This window comes from Sphingobacterium sp. HSC-15S19 (genome assembly GCF_050433745.1).
GTDB classification, from domain to species: domain Bacteria; phylum Bacteroidota; class Bacteroidia; order Sphingobacteriales; family Sphingobacteriaceae; genus Sphingobacterium; species Sphingobacterium siyangense.
Genome location: NZ_JBNPWQ010000001.1, coordinates 189692 through 207137, shown reverse-complemented (window position 1 = coordinate 207137; position 17446 = coordinate 189692). Strand labels below are relative to the sequence as shown.

Sequence of the window (17446 nt, the reverse complement as noted above, 5' to 3'; positions counted from 1 at the left end):
ATTCCGAGAAACCAAGATGGGGTAAAATAATAGCTTTTCCATCCTGAATGCGTATATTGAATCGATTTATGTTTTATTTAATGCTGTGTTTATACTGGATGAAAAAACTAATCTTGAGCATATTCTTTTTAAGTAGTTTAGCCTTATATGGCCAAAAAAAGGTACCAAAAGACAGTTTTACAGCAAAAATTCAAGAGCTAGAAGGCGATATAAATCATGATGGTTATCCAGATAAAATTGTTCTTGCCATGGACACTTCAAATACAGCAACACCAATTAAAACGCAGGTATTTCTGTCCAAACCCAACGGAAAGCTACGATTGGCCCTCTCTTCAACGACGATGATCCAACCCCATTTTCCGCTGCCCAACTTCGCTATTGAAAATGGTCAGCTTCATATATTAGCCGATATCACAGATGGACATGCCAACTATACTTTTCGTTGCAACAATGGAAATTTTGAATTGATCTACCTAGAAAAAGGAACCTGGGATGGAAAAAATACAACGACTGAAACCCAATTCAACTTGTTGACTGGAATAAAAACTGAACAGGTAAAAGCGCTAGGGTCCGAAGAGAATCTACAAGAAAGAAAAACTACGATAAGAATTAATCCCTTACCGTTACTGCAAGAGCTCAATCAATTTGATGCCCCCTCATTTAGGCTCAATAAAACTCCTTAGCCCAGCAAAAACAATCGATACTATTCTAAAAGAGATAGCCCACCAGCCATTTTATTGGCTTTCGAGACTTTCCATAAACGCAATAATATCTTTCATTTCCTTTTCACTCAGATGCAAATTTTCATCTGACAATGTCTGATTGGATAATTTGATTCCCAATCCTGCCCCTCCCCCATTATTATAAAATTCCATGACCTCATCCAAGGTCTGATAGATCCCATTGTGCATATAGGGAGCAGTTTTCTTTACATTCCGGACAGAAGGTATTTTAAAGGCATATTTATATGAATCAACACCAATGATATCATAGTACCCTAAATCTGAATCCAGCACAGAATCTTTCAGGGATTTTGGTACCCCCAGGACTTCTACTTCGCTCTGAATAAATTTGGGCGGTGTAACACCGTTGAATAAAGGTAGGAAATGACAGGTCGCACATTTTCCCTTGCCCGTAAATAAATTAAACCCATCCACTTCCGATTTGGACAATGCGTTCTTATCCCCACGCATATAATCATCAAATCGGCTATTGATTTTGGTCAGGCCACGAATATAAGAAGCAAGTGCATTGCTTACCTGCTCAGCTGAGATCGGGCCATCCGCTGTATTGAATGCTTTATTAAATAATGATCGATAGATTTTATCCGAAGAAACGTATTGAACGATATCCGTTACCGAGCCGTCCATTTCCTGCTTATTACCAATGACATCGTGTATCTGATCTTCCAACGTCAACGAACGCATATCATAGAAGTAGTTGGACTGTAATGCTGCATTGAGCAAAGTAGGCGTATTGCGTTTGAGCAAACGTCCCGAACCATGAATGTCCACTTGCAAGTTCAACCCATCTGTAAATGCGCGATCAGGATGATGGCATGAAGCGCAACTTCTCGTATGTGTCCCCGACAAAGCAACATCATAAAACAATTTCTCGCCCAATACGGCCTTTTCATTACTGAAGTGAAATTTAGGCCCCGGGCTAAAGGCATCTACATTAAATGCATTCAGATCAAACATCGTATTGACGTCTTGCCGAAGCATCCGATTGTATCTGATTTTAGGGCCCGGAAGATTACGTTCCAACTGTGCTATCTCCGTACTGATGTTGTTGGCAAATTGGGTAATGAATTGTGCCCTATCGAACGATTCAAATTCCGCGTGTTGTTGCAGGTATTTGATCGCCTCTGTAAGCATCAAAGCCAGCGTTTCTTTTCTACCTTCATATTGCAAAAGAATTTGCTGTAAACTGCCTAATGCAATGGAAGACTCGATCATACTATTTCGAGAAAGCGCATTATCAAAACCAGTAATTCCTAAGGAAATAATCCGAAACACCTCCAATTTCGTCGCATCTAAAATACGCCAGTCTTCCAATTGATGATCTTCAAAATAGGAAATCAAGTAATCCGTATTGGTTATCAAATGTTCGATTTCACGAATTAGCTTTTGCCTATTGCTATTATCGAAAGTGGGATAGATAAGCTCTTCAATCACCTGCAATCCAATAGGCTCCACTCCTCTAGCCAAAGAGGGATCCAACAAATCCGCATTTTCAACTTCCTCCACCGGAGGTCCATTTAACCTTCTGGATAGATCTGCAGTAAAATACTCCGAAGCCCATTCAAACTTTTTAAAAAGTAGCCTTGTTTTCAAAAAGGCTCTTCTGAGCCGTAACGTATCCACTGTACCTCTCTGCACTTCGGCATTCAGTGTATCCTTGATATATGTCCTAAAAGAAAGCATCTGACCCAGTACTTCTTTCTGAATCAGATGCTCACGGGCATTGCCCTCTTTTTGTTTTGTATAAACAGGCTGCCCTGTAGTAAATCCGAGGGTAAATACTATTACAACCAATAAGATAAAAACGACAACCTTTGTACACATAGTTCAATTTCCTATCTCTCGATATAAAAACCGTCTATTTGAAAACGAGCGCATTTCTAAAGGGATTTGCCTTTCTATCTCTTTCAGCAAGAGGCTCTATTCCCCAGCGTTTTTCTATAAATGAAAGGATGCTCACTGTTTCATACGGCGTATGATCCACTACACCACGCTTAGCAAATGGTCCAATGACAATTGCCGGGATACGGCTACCAGGTCCCCAGCGGTCAACGACGGGTGGGTTAACGTGGTCAAAAAAACCTCCAAATTCATCGTAGGTCAAAATCACCAACGCATCTTTTGCATTCGGTCCCTCCAATACAGCATTGATCAAATTAACGGCAAGTTGTTCTGATGAATAGACCGCCGAACTTCCAGGATGCTCATCATTGCCTCCACCTGGTTTAACAAAAGATACACTAGGAAGCGTTCCTTCTTTTGCGGCTTTAATAAAATCGTTTTGATCCTTCATGTGTTTTCGCCCTTCCTTACCATCCTCATAATTAGCAAAATATAAAAAAGGCTCATGATTGTAAGCAAAATTATTTTTACGTTCGGCAACAGCATCATCCCAGCCTTCTGAATACCAAGCCCAACTTACATTTTTCGCTGTCAGGCGATCGCCAATGGTCGGCATGGTCTGAGAAGGTAATAGTTTGGAAGTATCAGATTTCGCGGGATAAGGTTTGTTGCGAGAAAGCACATGATTGATCGCATAACCGTCTGGCGTAACCACACCATCCTTAATCATCTTTCCATTTGCATCGAGTTTAGCAACCATTGAGCTTGGTGCATCAGGCCAAACAGGAATAGCTGCGGAAATCATATAAATATGATTTAAATAGGATCCGCCAAATACACTCTGAAAGAAATTATCACACAATGTATACGCTTTGGCAAACGGATACAAAGGTAGCTTCTCTGTATTGTAATAACCCATCGCTAAACCTTTGGAATCATTATAGAGTGCAAATTTATCCATTTTTCCACCATTGATCTGCAATTGATTATGATAAAAACGGTGTGTAACATCGGGCGTCGCCTTATCCGAAGGTACATACTGGTCTATATTAAAAAATTGATTGGGTAGATTGGTTGGAAAGGAATTATTACGTGGAATTTCGGGGAGGTATTGATAGGCTTTACCATTCTCGTCTACCTGTAAAAAATCCCCCTTTTTGACATTCGCTATGCCATTTGCTCCCTTGAATTCGCCATAAAGATTGTCAAAACTATGGTTTTCCATATAAATAACAACCACATGGTTAATCTTTTTGATCCCTTCATCAAAGGTAATCTCTTGGTGTCGGGCGTTTTTGGTAATTCCGCAACTGCTGATACTCAAAACTCCAAGAGACAAATAAAGTAAGTGTTGTAACCGCATCCTGTCTTCTTTTTAGTAGGTTAGACTGTAATTTCTAGAACAAACTTACAATTATTATCGTTTTCATAACCTATAATCAAAGGGATTTGCGACCAACGTATCAGGTTCTTTACAGGCATCCACCCTCTTATCACTAAAAACAAAGGCGTGTTTACATACTAGGTCGCAGCTTCCACTTCCTCATTCTTGGTATAAAGTTTACTCCTGTAGGTTATACCCCACTTGGTAATCTCATCGATGATTGGACCCAAAGTTTTTCCGCATTCGGTCAACTCATACTCTACCGTCAGGGGTTTGGTATTTAATACTGTTCTCCTGATCAGCTGGTTCATTTCCAAATCCTGCAGTTCTTTAGACAGCATCTTCGCACCTATCCCCTCAACTTCGCGCAGCAGTTCCATAAAGCGCAATTTTTCGACCAACAATAAGGTACCTATAATATGAAATTTCCATTTTCCTGCCAAAATCTCCATGGTATCGTTAATGGCCAACACGCGTGTTTTGCATGCACCTGACGACGTTAAAGTTGCTTCCTTTTTCATTTCACTATTTTTTATTCATGTATTGTCCACCCTCACAGGCTTCCTTATCCCTATACGATCAACGATAAATGAACACACAAGCAAAGCTTGGACCACTGACATGATTTCTTTATTCTTACAAAAATACGCATTTATAAAGTTACAGACCACTATCTTTTTGGAAAGTAGTTTCTTTAAGGAAACTGATACCAAAAATAAACTATCTATCATCTACCTTTGTATCGGCAACATCAGAAGGTGCAAATTGGCACAGTTGATGCTGCAAAATGTAAAGTGTAAATAACATATAAAAAATAAAACGATTAAAAATGAAAAAACAATTAATCTCGGGTTTAGCCCTTATCCTGTTGTTAGCTTCTTGTCAAAACACAAATGGCGACAAAGCAACAACAACAACTGCTCAGGAAGTAACTGAACAAAAAGGACAGACTTACACTGTTGAAGCAGATAAAAGCTCATTAAAATGGACTGGTTACCATAAAGGCGGTTTAAACCCAAGATATGGTGTTTTGAAAAGTGAAGGAACACTTTCAGCTGAAAATAACGCAGTTACTGGTGGTACTTTCACAATCGATGTCAATTCTATTCTGACAGATACAGCTTCTGTAGATCCTGCAACATCCGGTGGCAAAAAATCATCAGATTTGGATGCACATTTAAAAAGTGCTGATTTCTTTGACGTAGCAAAATATCCAACTGCAAAATTCGAAATCACCAAAGTTGGTCCATTCGATGCAGCGCAAGGAAAAAGTGTTGTTGCTGATGCGACAAATACGGTGAGTGGTAACTTAACTATCAAAGATAAAACGGTGAATGTAACTTTCCCTGCCAAAATCACGTTCAATGGTGACGAAGTAACATTCTATTCTAAATTTACGATCCAAAGACAAGATTGGGGTCTTTCTTACGGTACAGAAGGTAATCCACAAGATTGGATGATTGCACAAAATGTTGACATTGAACTTAATGTCACTGCAAAAAATGCGAAATAGTTTTCAATAGCGTTTAGTCGCTTATAGTAAATAGATTAATCGAGTAGGTTCTACTTGATTAATCTATTTGATTTAAATAACCTCCAAATACGAGCTCATCTTCATTCAGGACCTGGGTCAAGTGTGAATCTTTTAGGAGATATAATCGGTCACTTAAATCCATTACCTGCCTAAAATAATGATCTGATATCAATATTCCTTTTCGATGTTTTACTAGCTTAATATGTTCTTTAATGAGTTCAATATAAATAGGGCTAAGACCGACAAAGGGCTCATCAAGTAAAGTGATGGATTCTTTGGTATAAATGATCAATAGCGTTTCAAACAAACGAATCATGCCCAAAGATAGGCTACTCAATCGCCTATTTAAATTCTCTTGAATCAATGGGATCTCCAGTAAATTAACATCATCTATTTGAAAAAATTGAAGGGCTTCAGAAAGCAGCAAATTTCTAGGCAAAAAACCTTCCTGAGGGAGATAGGTAATCTCTCCTGTCTGGTAGCCTTTTTCAAATTTGACACCTTTGCAACGCATGAAAGCAAAATCAGCTTTAATACGTCCAAATATGACGTTCATCAGGGTAGATTTCCCACTACCATTTCTACCCAAAATTCCGACTACTTCATGCTGCGCACATGTCAAATAAAGCCCCGAAAGAATGCTCCCGCCACCACGACTAAACGATAAACTATCTATGTATAACAGCTCATTAGATAAATTTTCAGACTCCAACATAAATTATAAATAACAAAAAGTCTATTACAGTAAGCCTTATCAGCAGACTTATGGGAGATATATGCAAATTTTTTAGAAATACTTCTTTCTTAGGAAGATGAAAAATATATTCGGCAATAAAAGAAATAATAGAACCAATGACTTTAAACCAAAAAATGAACATATAAAATGATATCATACCGATGGAATTCAGCATAAAACGTAGTGACTGTAAAAGAATACCTCCTGTTACAAATAAATTAAAGAGAATAATGAATCTAAAAAATTTTAAACTTAACCGTATCGTCTTAATGGAATTCAATAAGAAATGTATTAGCTACTTATAATCGGCGTTATCATAATAAACAGGTTTTAAACGCTGAAATGAATATAGCCAAAAGAAATGACCGAACATTATTTTTAACATTCCTTAACTTCAGCGGATGCACCTGATAGCACCTCTATATCCTTACTTTTCGGTTTGTTCTAATTTTTTCTTCAATCGCTGTTTTGCCTTACGAACCGCTTCCACCGAAACACACAGCAGTTCGCTCATACTTGCATTACTTAAATCCAATTTGAGCAGCGCTAATATCTTGAGATCATTCTCGGTAATCTTTGGATAAGTTTGCCGCATTTGTGTCAGATAAGCTGGATACACTTTGTTAAAAACATGTTTGAATTTTTGCCATCGCTCATCCGTCATAATGTGCTGCTGCAAAAGCGCATTCAGATTATCCGTAACTTGTGTCAGGTATGCCGGGTCAGATTCAGAAATCTTTACTACTTCCTGCCTAAGTTGCTGGATGATGACATCGTTTTGCCGGATAGTGCCTGTAAACTCGGTCAAGGAGTTGCGTAAAATCATTAGCTCCTGATCTAACAATTGTTTTTCATAGGCAAGCGCAAGTTGGTCTTTTTCCAGTAAAGTATTCCGCATCTTAATTTTAATTTTCGACTTATTGACTAACAGAACAACTATCGCAAAAATCAACATAAGTACAATGCCTATGAACTGATACATCCGTTTTGTCCGAATCCGTTTTTCTTCCGTGGCTTGGATAGTCCGGTTGTATTTTTCAGATTCCCTTTGCCAGAGCATTTTCTGTATCTCCTTGTCATTCGTTCTCTTTTCCAACGAATCTTTCAGCATTAGATACAAATGCAATTGCTTAAGCTCCTCCCCTTCACGTCCTAAACCCCGCATAATGTTGGACTTGGATTTTGCTAGTTCCATTTTATATTTCAAAAAATAGGGTTTGTCTTCCATCAAATGCTCACAGGCCATCGTATATTGCTCGGCCAACTTCCATTCTTTCAATTCGATATACCAATTGGCTAGATTGAGATTTGCCCGCATTGCATCTGTACGTTCATTGTAATGCATGGAGAGCGCTATATTTTTCTTAACCAACGCAATAGCTTTTTCCCTTTCACCTTTTCGCCATGCATGATCCGCCAGATTACCAGAAATAATACCGATCCACACGGAATCCTTCGCCAATTTAGCCTCATCCATGGCACGATTCAAATAAGAAAAGGCTTGGTGATTGAGCGAGTCCTTTGCCAGATATACAGCAATAGAGTTGATCAGATCGACACGTTCTCGTGAAGCCGGCTTTGTAAAGGGTAAAGCCTCTTCCAAATAAACAACAGCATTTGCCTGATCACCAATATAACTGTAGAAGCTCGCCATAAATTGGTAATGCTTCACCACCAAGGGGATTTTTTTGATATTGACTTTAGATTTTAAATCATTCGCTCGTAGAAAGAACGGAAATGCTTCTTTTACCCGTCTATAGACGAAGTTGTAATACCCTTCACGGGCACAACCTAACATTTCTAATTCAGCATCAGGGTGAACACGTAGCAGCTGCTCAGCCAAACGATAATAGCGCTCAGATGACGAATTTATACGATCAAAAGCTATAGAGAAACCATCGGCCATGCGCATATAATAGGCCCATTTTAAAGCAATATTCCTTTTTTTGTCTGCCAATTCAAAAACCGGAGCCAAGGCATTTCTCAACTTGATCGTATCACCGTCAAATCTGATGGGCAACAGCAGGACAGCTTCCAGTTGGACAACAGGATTCTCAATAGCAGATATTTCTGCTACAGATTGCCCATAGACATGATTAAGTTTGCCTGACAATACCAAAGAAACGAGTATAAAAGAATAAAGTAAAATGGTTTTCATGCTTAAAAAAGGTCAATTTCAGCGCGCTGTCTCCCTATTGATATAACCAATAAAATAATTTTCAATAATTCTTTAAAATTAACACGCAAAATCCTTAAAGAAAATGGTTAATACAGACATATTGCTCGCAAATCAATGCGCTCAAATCCGGTTATAAATATAATATTTATAACTTTAACATAATTATACGTTTTTATTAAAATTTCGCCTTCTTTCAACACTATTATGTTCCATTAGATTTGACAGATCAGGTCTTTTATTTAACACTTTTCCAAAAAAATGAACAAAATTCAAACAAAAAGAACAGGATTAACTCTCCGAAAAGGAATATTGAAAGATCTGCAGGAAATATTAATCCTATTTTCCGGAACGGTTGAGACTGTATGCGCAAATGATTATAATAACGAGCAAATTGTAGCATGGATATCATGCGTCAATAACACTGACCGTTGGCATCGGCTAATCGAAGATCAGTATTTTATTGTAGCTGTGCTCAATCAGAAGATTGTTGGTTTTACCTCCTTATATCATGGAGATTATATCGACGTCTTGTATGTGCATAAAGATTTTCAACGACAAGGGATCGCACAACAGCTTTATAATGCACTGGAAGCCGAAGCTACCACACATAAAAACACTATTTTAACCGCAGACGTAAGCAAAACAGCAAAACCTTTTTTTGAAGCTAATGGCTTCAAAGTTATCGCAGAGCAGATACAAATACGAACTGAAGTCGAAATACCAAACTATAACATGAAAAAAGATCTTTAGGTTCTCTTCCGAATTTTAGAAATGCTCTCCATAGTCGATTACTTCAGTTTTCAAAAGCAGCTTACTTTCAGTATTATTCTTTAATGTCGCTGTTGCTATTTTAGTCTTTGTATCGACATTGAACTCCAGTACAGCCCCAATGCCCTTTTTATCATTAAAAAATGAAGCAAAGTTTTTAAATGTCTCAGTTTCATCAAACAAAAATCGCGCAGCACATCGGTTATTATGCTGATCATACCATTTGATATAAACATCTTTGGGAATACCTCGAGATGCCATGTCCATATCCCGAAGACGCTCATCAAAGACAAAACGTTCGGAATTATAAAATTCAAAGTCTGCGTCGAATGTTTTAATGTCGGCAGACATAATAAGTTTTGGCTGTAAAGAATACCGCGTGCGCAATTTATCCCAATAGCCATAGGGAATCGGTTTATTTGCAATAGCTTCTTGAACATCCGAAGGAATAATCGATGTATCGGACAGTACCTGTTCGCGCCATTCTTGATTAAAGATATTACCATACGTTCCATTTTCCTTGGATTGATCCGAAGCCTTGATCGTTACTTTTTCAGCTTGATAACGACCAATTTCGACCTGACGACGTCCCGTTCCCGCGGCCCATATCACAAGTACGCCCCCCGGAGCAAAGCCCAAAATAACCTTATTATAATGTTCATCAACAGTTTTCATCGCCCCTTTTTCTTGGTATGGCGTACTGAACAACGTCCGCAATTTACCATAATCAATCGGACCGTTCATGCGATAAAAAACATCTTCAGCAAATGAATACCAAGTAATGTCCAATGCCTTAGGCAATGACATCACCTGCTCATATGTACCGCCTCCAGCTTGTCCCCAAATGGCGTTATAGTTCACTATATTGCCCTCACTAAATGTAAACTCGTAATCTTCATCTTTCGGAAAGATAAAGCGGCCTTTATACAACTGGACGGGATAAGCTGTTGGATTACTCATCGAACAGAACCATTTATAGCGTCCTTCCCTGATATTATCTTCTTGCGTGAGGCGTTCTTCCCTGAGGTCATTAAACTCACGTATTGTCGTTGAGAACGCGAATATAATCGGTAGCAAAATAAGATATCCAAGCAAAGTCGGAACTAAATATTTCCATGATTTTACAGCCCATGTTATAATCACGCTACTAAAGAATGTCAGGAAAATACTGAGTGTTAAAATCAAGGGAAACATTTCTTTAATCACTCCGCCCAGATCCGCATAAAGTCGATGCTCGTATTCATCACCCAAGGTTGATAAAAAAAGAAGTACCGGAAGCAATAAAGAAAATAAGCAATAAAAAAGAAAACCATAGCCAAGTTCAAAAGCAAATTTTGGTTTCTCTAAGACCTTTAACTTTTTCCGAAAGAAATTAAAATGGAAATAAACCAAGGCGATAACAATAAAATAAGGCGAACAACAACATGCAGCATAAGCCAAATTTAAATCTGCATTCTGTACAAGTAGGGTCGCGATTAGGCTGATGATGGCAACAAAAAAAGCAGAAACCGTAGCTCTTAAAATCATTGTAATTTGTTTTTAATCCAAAAAAATTTGTTGATTTAGCCTAACCGACAACAACACACTTCAAAAATAACAAGAAATGTTTTAGGAATATAAAGCGATCGATATTCAAGTACATTGATCAAATATTCGACCCAAAGTAGACAATATATTCTTTTAACAAGAATGTATTTAATTAACTTTTATCGGTTTTCGCCAGGATCGATATCCTGAGCAATTTCAAACACAGTCAGTAAAGGTCCAGCTTTCCCCCCTCTCCAGCAAGAGATCGCTCGTTATCGTAAATTTTCTTCGAAAACACTCCAATCAAAGGCCCCCTAAGGAAAGTCGATCAAGTTTACTAACTTCGTTTTTATTCTTCAAATCATGGATATACATAATAAAATTAGAAAAGCCAAAGAGAGTGATTCGCATGTTGTACCTGAAATTATGCTCCAGGCGATGGGAGACATTATATTTCGTTTTATTCAAAAAGAAGATCCAACTGAGGCAGTACTTTTTCTAACTCAGCTTTTTAGGCAAAAAGGTAATCTCTATAGTTATGAGAATACATTTGTCGCAATTGACGATAATGAACGTATTGTAGGCTCTTTAACTGGCTACGATGCTGATCAGTTTGTTGAATTAAGACAGCCTATTTTAGATCACATGAAGGATCAGTACAACAATAATTTGATTCCAGAAGCCGAAACAGCTGGTGACGAATTTTATATCGATTCAATTGCTGTTGCTCCCATTGCACGAGGTAAAGGTATCGGAACACAACTTTTACAATATGCGATTACACATGCCAAGCAACATGGTTTTAAACAAATTGGTCTGCTCGTTGACCTAAAGAATCCCAATGCGCAAAAGCTCTATGAAAGGATTGGTTTTAAGCTTGGTAAAAAAACGTCTTTCGCAGGAGGCGAATATTACCATATGTATATTTCCCTTGATTAAATACAGTGTTTAGCTTATTTATCGCCATTCAGGCCTTATCCCGCTAATCAGTACCACCTAAAACAAAATGCTGAATTAGGAAATGCCGCAATCCGTGTGCTCAAAGATCTACCTCTTGACAGAAGACCCGAAGAGTATTACGCTGATAATGAAGATTGGCCCGATTAACAACGTGATCAAACTTTTTACGTTTATTTAGAATAATTACTGATAATACTGTATTTTTGCGCTGTTCATCCTATTGACGGCGCATCTATGACAAATAAAAGAGCTAAACAAAATATTCTAAAAAATATACTTGGAAAACTCCACCTTTATTTGGGCTTATTATTTGGTATAATCTTTTTTGCTGTTTGCGTTACAGGAATGTTATTGAGTTTTGAAAAAGAGCTTACCCCACTTTTGTGGCCGAAAGAACAGAAGGTAACCGTACAAACCAATCGTCTTTCTCTTGCACATATTTCCGAAAAAGCCGAATCTATATTTCCGGACAAAAAGTTGTTTCGCATCGAAATTCCAGCAGATCCTTCCCGCAGTGTCCGCATACAGTATGGACAAAAAAAGACCGGATATTGGTATGCATATATGAATCCCTATACTGGAGAACTATTATCCAAAGGTCGGCAGAGTGACCGTTTTTTTCAAAAGACTTTAGATATCCATCGTTTTCTTCTCGTCGAAAAAATCGGAAGTACCCTAACGGGAATCTCAGCTCTAGCGGCTCTCTTTCTTGCCCTAAGTGGCATTTACCTTTGGTGGCCTAAAAATAAATCCATGCTCAGACAACGTGTAACCATGAAAATGGCAGCCTCTCTCAAAAGAAAGGTCTGGGATTTTCACGCAGTCGGCGGTTTCTACGCATCTTTGTTTTTAATTATTTTTACCTTAACTGGATTGACCTGGAGTTTCGATTGGTACAATAAACAATTCTATAAAGTATTGGGCTCAACCCAAAAATCAACAAAAGAGAAGATCAGCAACACCAACAAACTGGCTTTTTCAGATTACCTTGTGCTGGATACGATCTATCAGCAGTTAAACAGCCTATACCCTAACTCGGGAAATATAATTGTCACATTTCCTGAAAAGAAGGATTTAGCTTTTGCGCTAACCAAGGAAAACTTTTCAAATGCAACTTTGCAGATCAACCAGGCATTCTTTGACAGCAAATCCGGACAGTTACTTAAAAATAACCCTTTAGAAAAGTTACCATTGGCACAGCAGGTTCAACGGATGATGAAATCCATCCATATGGGATCGATATTTGGACTACCCTCTAAAATTATTGCATTCTTAGCCGTTACCCTAGCAGCGTCTCTTCCCATCACAGGGATATGGATATGGCTGAACAAAAGAAAGAAGAAGAAACCGTCAAAAAGCCAAAAGAAGAAATCAATTCAACTTCAAACCATAGCATAGCCTACCATGCGTATTGTCCTTATTTTTCTCATCTTTCTGATAAGTCGAGCAGAAAGCCAAGCCAGTGCATTCTGGATGGAGGTGATACCACCTGCTAAAAACAGTTCATTGGTAACAGTCCGCGTGTGTTATGGTTATATTGATGACCTTAGTGTAAGACATCGTACAAGTGGCACCGAATTCGAGTCCATAAAATTGTTTGACTTCAAAACACGAGCAACCTCAGGCCAAGAATCACCATTGTTATTGATAAAAAAAGCGGATTGCTGGGAGGGGACATTTTCCGCCAAAGCAAACACATTTTATCAGGTTATTGGAATCAATACCAAGTTACCCGTCATCGTTAGAAATGCAAAGGATTCCAGTAAAAACATCCGTTCCATTGAATATCTTTACGGTGAATATGGACGCTCCAGCGCGCCGGATACCTTACCTATCATAGCGGAAGGTCCATATATCCAACTTATACCAAAAAAAGATTCTTATCAGATATCACCTTACATCTATGGTAAACGCCCATCGAAAGAGTCTACTATCCGAATCTTTAACCCGGAGAATTGGGAGAAAAATATTCCAGTTGACACCGCTGCAAATATAGTTTTTCGGGCAACTCAAAAAGGCATGTATATGATCCGGCTAGATTGGTATGAAAATAGCCCCGGCGAGGATCAAGGCATTTCCTTTATGAGAATCAGACATCGTTGCAATTATTGTCTCAATCTGTAAATAGATAAAAAAAGAGAAGGCTAAGCCTTCTCTTTTTTTATCTATTCGTTGTGGTCTTCCACTAAAATTTTAGTGTAAAGTTAGCCAAAACACGCGCCGGGCTCTGTGGCGTAAGCCTTACCGACCAAGCTTTCTCACTTGTCAAATTATCTACTTTTATTCCGACCCTAAATTTAGGTTGATCATAATAAACAGTTGCGTCAAATAGCTGATAGGAAGGAATAATAACCTTAGCTGTCTGCGTATTTGTCTGATAAGAGGAACTGCCCATATTTCCTCCAAATCCGGCGCCCAGTCCTTGATATTTTCCAGCTGGTATACGATAACTCAACCAAAAATTCAACATACGCTGTGGCCCCGAAAGTGCAGGTCTCAAACCATTTACCGATGGATCGGCGTTACTATATTTACTCTCATTATAAGCATATCCAGCTACAATATTCATTCCGTTAAAAGGATTCGCAGTCAATTCCACTTCAACACCTTTACTTAACTGTGTACCGTCCTGGATGGAATAATTACTATCCTCTGGATTCGTGCGTAAAACATTATCCACACGGATATCGTAGTAACTTACAGTTCCAGCCAAACGGTGGTTGAATAGATCCCCTTTTACACCAAACTCCATCTGATTGGCATATTCGGGTTTGAAAGGATTGCTATTGATATCCACACCACTGATATTATTAAAACCGTTCATATAGTTTCCAAATACCGATAGCTTATCTTTGAGCGCTTCATATACCACACCAAATTTGGGTGACAATGCTGTTTGCCCAAATGGTCCTTTTTGGATCCCCCCAGCACCTATCCCGCCCGTAGTTTCCCCTGTCGTAATATTGTAGACCCCATGATATTGAAAGCGGTCCACACGCAGACTCGCCATAACCATCAATTGATCCGTCAAATTAAATACATCAGAAACATAGGCCGCATACGTATCGTCACTATTTTTCTCCTTACGATAGGCAGATTTTGCGGTTAAAGAATCAACAATAAAATGATTGATACGATAATCTGCAGGTGGATTTATAAAATTGATTGTCCGGGTGTTGGTATGGTAGCGATCAAAATAATTGGAATTATTATAGTAGTCCAAGCCTATAACCATCCGGTTGCGAAATTTTCCGATATGAAAATCACCGATAAAATTCTGTTGCAGATCCGTCGCAATAAACGACGTAGTTCCCACCATAACCTGTGCATTTAAGGTCGAATCAGATTTACCATTCAGCGCTGAGATATACCCATTGATAGTTGAATTTGCCCTAGAAATGATAGTCTGTGAAGTCCATTCTTCTGAAATTTTATAGTTCATCTGCGCAAAAATATTGAACATCTGCGTTTGATAGGCTAAATCATTGCTTAGAAAAGTCTTCTTGTAAGGGAATTTCATATCACTGATGGACTGCACTTTGTTACTTCCAGTGTATGGGTTGAAACGTACCACAGATGTCCCTTTGGCCTGTCCATACTCAAGATCCAAGAGTAATGAAAGCCGATCTGTAATCTGGTACGAGAAACTTGGTGCCAAGGCAAAGCTATTGGTAAATCCCAGGTCCTGAAAACTTTTTTCTATCGTTCCAGCGGCATTGATTCTGAAAAGAGCTGTCCGGTCCGCATTTATCGGCGTATTGAGATCCAAAGCGACACGGTTATAATTCCAGCTTCCACCTACATAACCAACTTCGCCCCCAAAATCGTTATAAGGCTTTTTGGTAACACGGTTATAAACGCCACCGTAGCTGCTCGATACACTTTTTCCAAACAAGGTAGCTGATGGTCCTTTTATGGCTTCAATGCGCTCCAGATTAACTGGATCGATAAAAGAAAAAGCAGCTCCAGCGACACCATTACGTGCATTTGGCTCAGTTTCAAATCCTCTCGAACGAAACGTTACCCGGCCTTGGTTAGCAATCATTGGTATGCCAGCACCGGGAACATTTTTAGAAATGCTACCGAGGTCCACAGCGATTTGCTCCTGAAAAAGAGTTTTGGGAACTGCATTATACACCTGCGGGTTCTCCAAATTTTTTAAGGGTAAGCGTGCCACGTACACACTTTCTTTTTGAACAAATCTGTTGTTTTTACCGTGCACAACAACTTCCTGCAAAGCAAGTACATTCTCGTCCGACATCTGATAATTCGCTTCCACGTGAATAAGAGGGGCTCCGATATGAACGGGGATCTTGATTTCCTTGGCCCCTAATAATTGTACACGAATGGTATAATTACCTGTATCTAACCCTTTGAAGATGTATTTACCATCCTCATCTGTAAGGGTCGTTCGCTGAAGTTCTAGCAATGAAATAGCCTTGGAAGCCATAGGTTCACCATCCACCATTGTTAAGCGCCCGCGAACGCTGCCCTTGCTCTCCTGCGACAGCAGGCTGTGTGAAAGATGTAAAAGGCTAATGATAAAGACAGTGCGTAAAATTGATCGCATTGAAAAAATGTATGTTTCCATTTAGACAAAAGAATTTGTAGATGATATTGTCTCTTTGTAGGAGCGCAATGAATAATGGCCCAAAGATATGCTATTTTTAATAATTCTAAATAAAAGAATTATTAAAAATAAATCGATGACGGAAGGACACAAATTACTAGGGAAATATCCCTTTCATTCTTCACATTTTTTTCGATATTAGTAGCTATGACAGACCGCAAAGAAAATTCGACGAATGCAATCAATGAAAAAACATTACAACAGTTCTGTAACGCCTCAAAAACGTTGGCATTATTCAGTGGTCGATGGAAACTTTCGATTCTATTCAAACTCCTCGAGCAGGACACAAACTATTCGGAATTCAAAATTCTTCTGCCCCAAGTAAGCGATCGTACACTTGCGAAACAATTGAAAGAATTGCAGCTGGATGGACTCATTCAAAAAGACCGAAGTAAAACAGCATCTGTCTATTCACTGACCGACAAAAGTCATCAGCTAAAACCCCTATTGGCAGCCCTTTCTCGGTTCAACAACGACCATCCTTAACTAAAATCAACCCGCTCCAAAAATTCAATCACCTCTCCATTTGGACTATAAACGAGACTGTTGCGTACAAAAACATCTTTTTTACCTTGACTGAGCCTGAGTTCGAAAACACCGGCACTCAGGTCCTCTGCACCATGGGCGATAGCCTGTATTCGGGCATCTTCGGCATCTTCTACCGTAAAACACAGATGAAGTAGCGCATTCTCGACATACTCCTCCCCCTCTATACGCCTTCTTCCCTGCGTTGGAATAGCAGCATTCTTATCACAAATTTCCAAATAATAGCCTATAGAGGCATTAAAAAGCATGGCGCAGCGTTCTAAATTGAACTCGGGTAACGACCATTCATGCACGACAATAAAACCAAGATTTCCATAAAAGCCAATCGTCTTATCAAAATCCTGAGCCTTAATCGACAGGTGGTGAAAACCTACAATATTATCTTTCAATTCCATAGCGTATAATTTTTGAACAAAACTAAAGTGTTTTTCCGGAGACTGGAACAACTTACAAAATTGTAAGTTGCACTGGTCGGATCGAAAACCAACAGGGCCACATTGCGCGCCGCAATGAAACCAATTTCATCAAACTAACATCCACTTAACTATTTGCACAAAATGATACTGAAAGATCGGATAGAAAACCAACAACCAATTC

At 38.8% G+C, this 17446-nt stretch carries 15 protein-coding genes; 7 read left to right on the top strand and 8 right to left on the bottom strand.

Annotated elements, in window-relative coordinates; all coding sequences use genetic code 11:
* Positions 1-98: 98 nt before the first annotated feature.
* Entirely contained in the window at positions 99-683 is a 585-nt protein-coding gene (locus L1283_RS00945) for a hypothetical protein (RefSeq protein WP_145330782.1), read from the top strand.
* A gap of 51 nt (positions 684-734) precedes the next feature.
* Here L1283_RS00945 and L1283_RS00940 read toward each other — a convergent pair whose 3' ends face one another.
* The 3 genes from L1283_RS00940 to L1283_RS00930 form a co-directional block, all read right to left on the bottom strand.
* Complete coding sequence (locus L1283_RS00940) at positions 735-2567, bottom strand: cytochrome-c peroxidase (protein ID WP_145330784.1); 1833 nt, start codon at positions 2565-2567, stop codon at positions 735-737.
* Between the two features lie 34 nt (positions 2568-2601).
* Positions 2602-3948 carry an acid phosphatase gene (gene acpA / locus L1283_RS00935; protein ID WP_115050095.1) on the bottom strand — a complete coding sequence of 449 codons (1347 nt, stop codon included), beginning with the start codon at positions 3946-3948 and terminating at the stop codon, positions 2602-2604.
* 158 nt (positions 3949-4106) lie between these two features.
* Positions 4107-4490, bottom strand: coding sequence for a winged helix-turn-helix transcriptional regulator (locus L1283_RS00930; protein ID WP_145330786.1), 384 nt, complete (start codon positions 4488-4490; stop codon positions 4107-4109).
* Positions 4491-4798: 308 nt separating this feature from the next.
* Between L1283_RS00930 and L1283_RS00925 the strand changes: the two genes are divergently transcribed.
* Positions 4799-5482 (top strand): YceI family protein, encoded by a 684-nt coding sequence (locus L1283_RS00925; protein WP_115050093.1) that lies wholly within the window; start codon positions 4799-4801, stop codon positions 5480-5482.
* Positions 5483-5540: 58 nt separating this feature from the next.
* Here L1283_RS00925 and L1283_RS00920 read toward each other — a convergent pair whose 3' ends face one another.
* Positions 5541-6218, bottom strand: coding sequence for an ATP-binding cassette domain-containing protein (locus L1283_RS00920; RefSeq protein WP_145330788.1), 678 nt, complete (start codon positions 6216-6218; stop codon positions 5541-5543).
* Between the two features lie 448 nt (positions 6219-6666).
* Positions 6667-8397 (bottom strand): helix-turn-helix transcriptional regulator, encoded by a 1731-nt coding sequence (locus tag L1283_RS00915; RefSeq protein WP_429625635.1) that lies wholly within the window; start codon positions 8395-8397, stop codon positions 6667-6669.
* Positions 8398-8676: 279 nt separating this feature from the next.
* Between L1283_RS00915 and L1283_RS00910 the strand changes: the two genes are divergently transcribed.
* Positions 8677-9168 (top strand): GNAT family N-acetyltransferase, encoded by a 492-nt coding sequence (locus tag L1283_RS00910; RefSeq protein ID WP_075993815.1) that lies wholly within the window; start codon positions 8677-8679, stop codon positions 9166-9168.
* A gap of 15 nt (positions 9169-9183) precedes the next feature.
* Here L1283_RS00910 and L1283_RS00905 read toward each other — a convergent pair whose 3' ends face one another.
* Entirely contained in the window at positions 9184-10713 is a 1530-nt protein-coding gene (locus tag L1283_RS00905; protein WP_248932394.1) for a DUF2931 family protein, read from the bottom strand.
* A gap of 363 nt (positions 10714-11076) precedes the next feature.
* On the opposite strand from L1283_RS00905, the gene L1283_RS00900 reads away from it, so the two are divergent.
* From L1283_RS00900 to L1283_RS00890, 3 genes are all read left to right on the top strand, one after another.
* Positions 11077-11652, top strand: coding sequence for a GNAT family N-acetyltransferase (locus tag L1283_RS00900; RefSeq protein ID WP_216640393.1), 576 nt, complete (start codon positions 11077-11079; stop codon positions 11650-11652).
* 255 nt (positions 11653-11907) lie between these two features.
* The gene (locus L1283_RS00895) at positions 11908-13071 is read left to right on the top strand and encodes a PepSY-associated TM helix domain-containing protein (protein ID WP_429625634.1); all 1164 of its coding nucleotides are present in this window, start codon (positions 11908-11910) and stop codon (positions 13069-13071) included.
* 6 nt (positions 13072-13077) lie between these two features.
* Positions 13078-13797: a hypothetical protein gene (locus tag L1283_RS00890; protein WP_075993818.1), complete on the top strand. Its 720-nt coding sequence runs from the start codon at positions 13078-13080 to the stop codon at positions 13795-13797.
* Positions 13798-13858: 61 nt separating this feature from the next.
* Here L1283_RS00890 and L1283_RS00885 read toward each other — a convergent pair whose 3' ends face one another.
* Positions 13859-16243, bottom strand: coding sequence for a TonB-dependent receptor (locus tag L1283_RS00885; protein WP_075994931.1), 2385 nt, complete (start codon positions 16241-16243; stop codon positions 13859-13861).
* 207 nt (positions 16244-16450) lie between these two features.
* Between L1283_RS00885 and L1283_RS00880 the strand changes: the two genes are divergently transcribed.
* Positions 16451-16789, top strand: a complete 339-nt coding sequence (locus L1283_RS00880) for a winged helix-turn-helix transcriptional regulator (RefSeq protein ID WP_075993819.1) — start codon at positions 16451-16453, stop codon at positions 16787-16789.
* On the opposite strand, the gene L1283_RS00875 is transcribed toward L1283_RS00880, so the two are convergent.
* On the bottom strand, positions 16786-17244 hold the full coding sequence (locus tag L1283_RS00875; RefSeq protein WP_075993820.1) for a VOC family protein: 459 nt from the start codon (positions 17242-17244) through the stop codon (positions 16786-16788). The two genes, L1283_RS00880 and L1283_RS00875, sit on opposite strands and share 4 nt — an antisense overlap.
* Positions 17245-17446 lie beyond the last annotated feature (202 nt).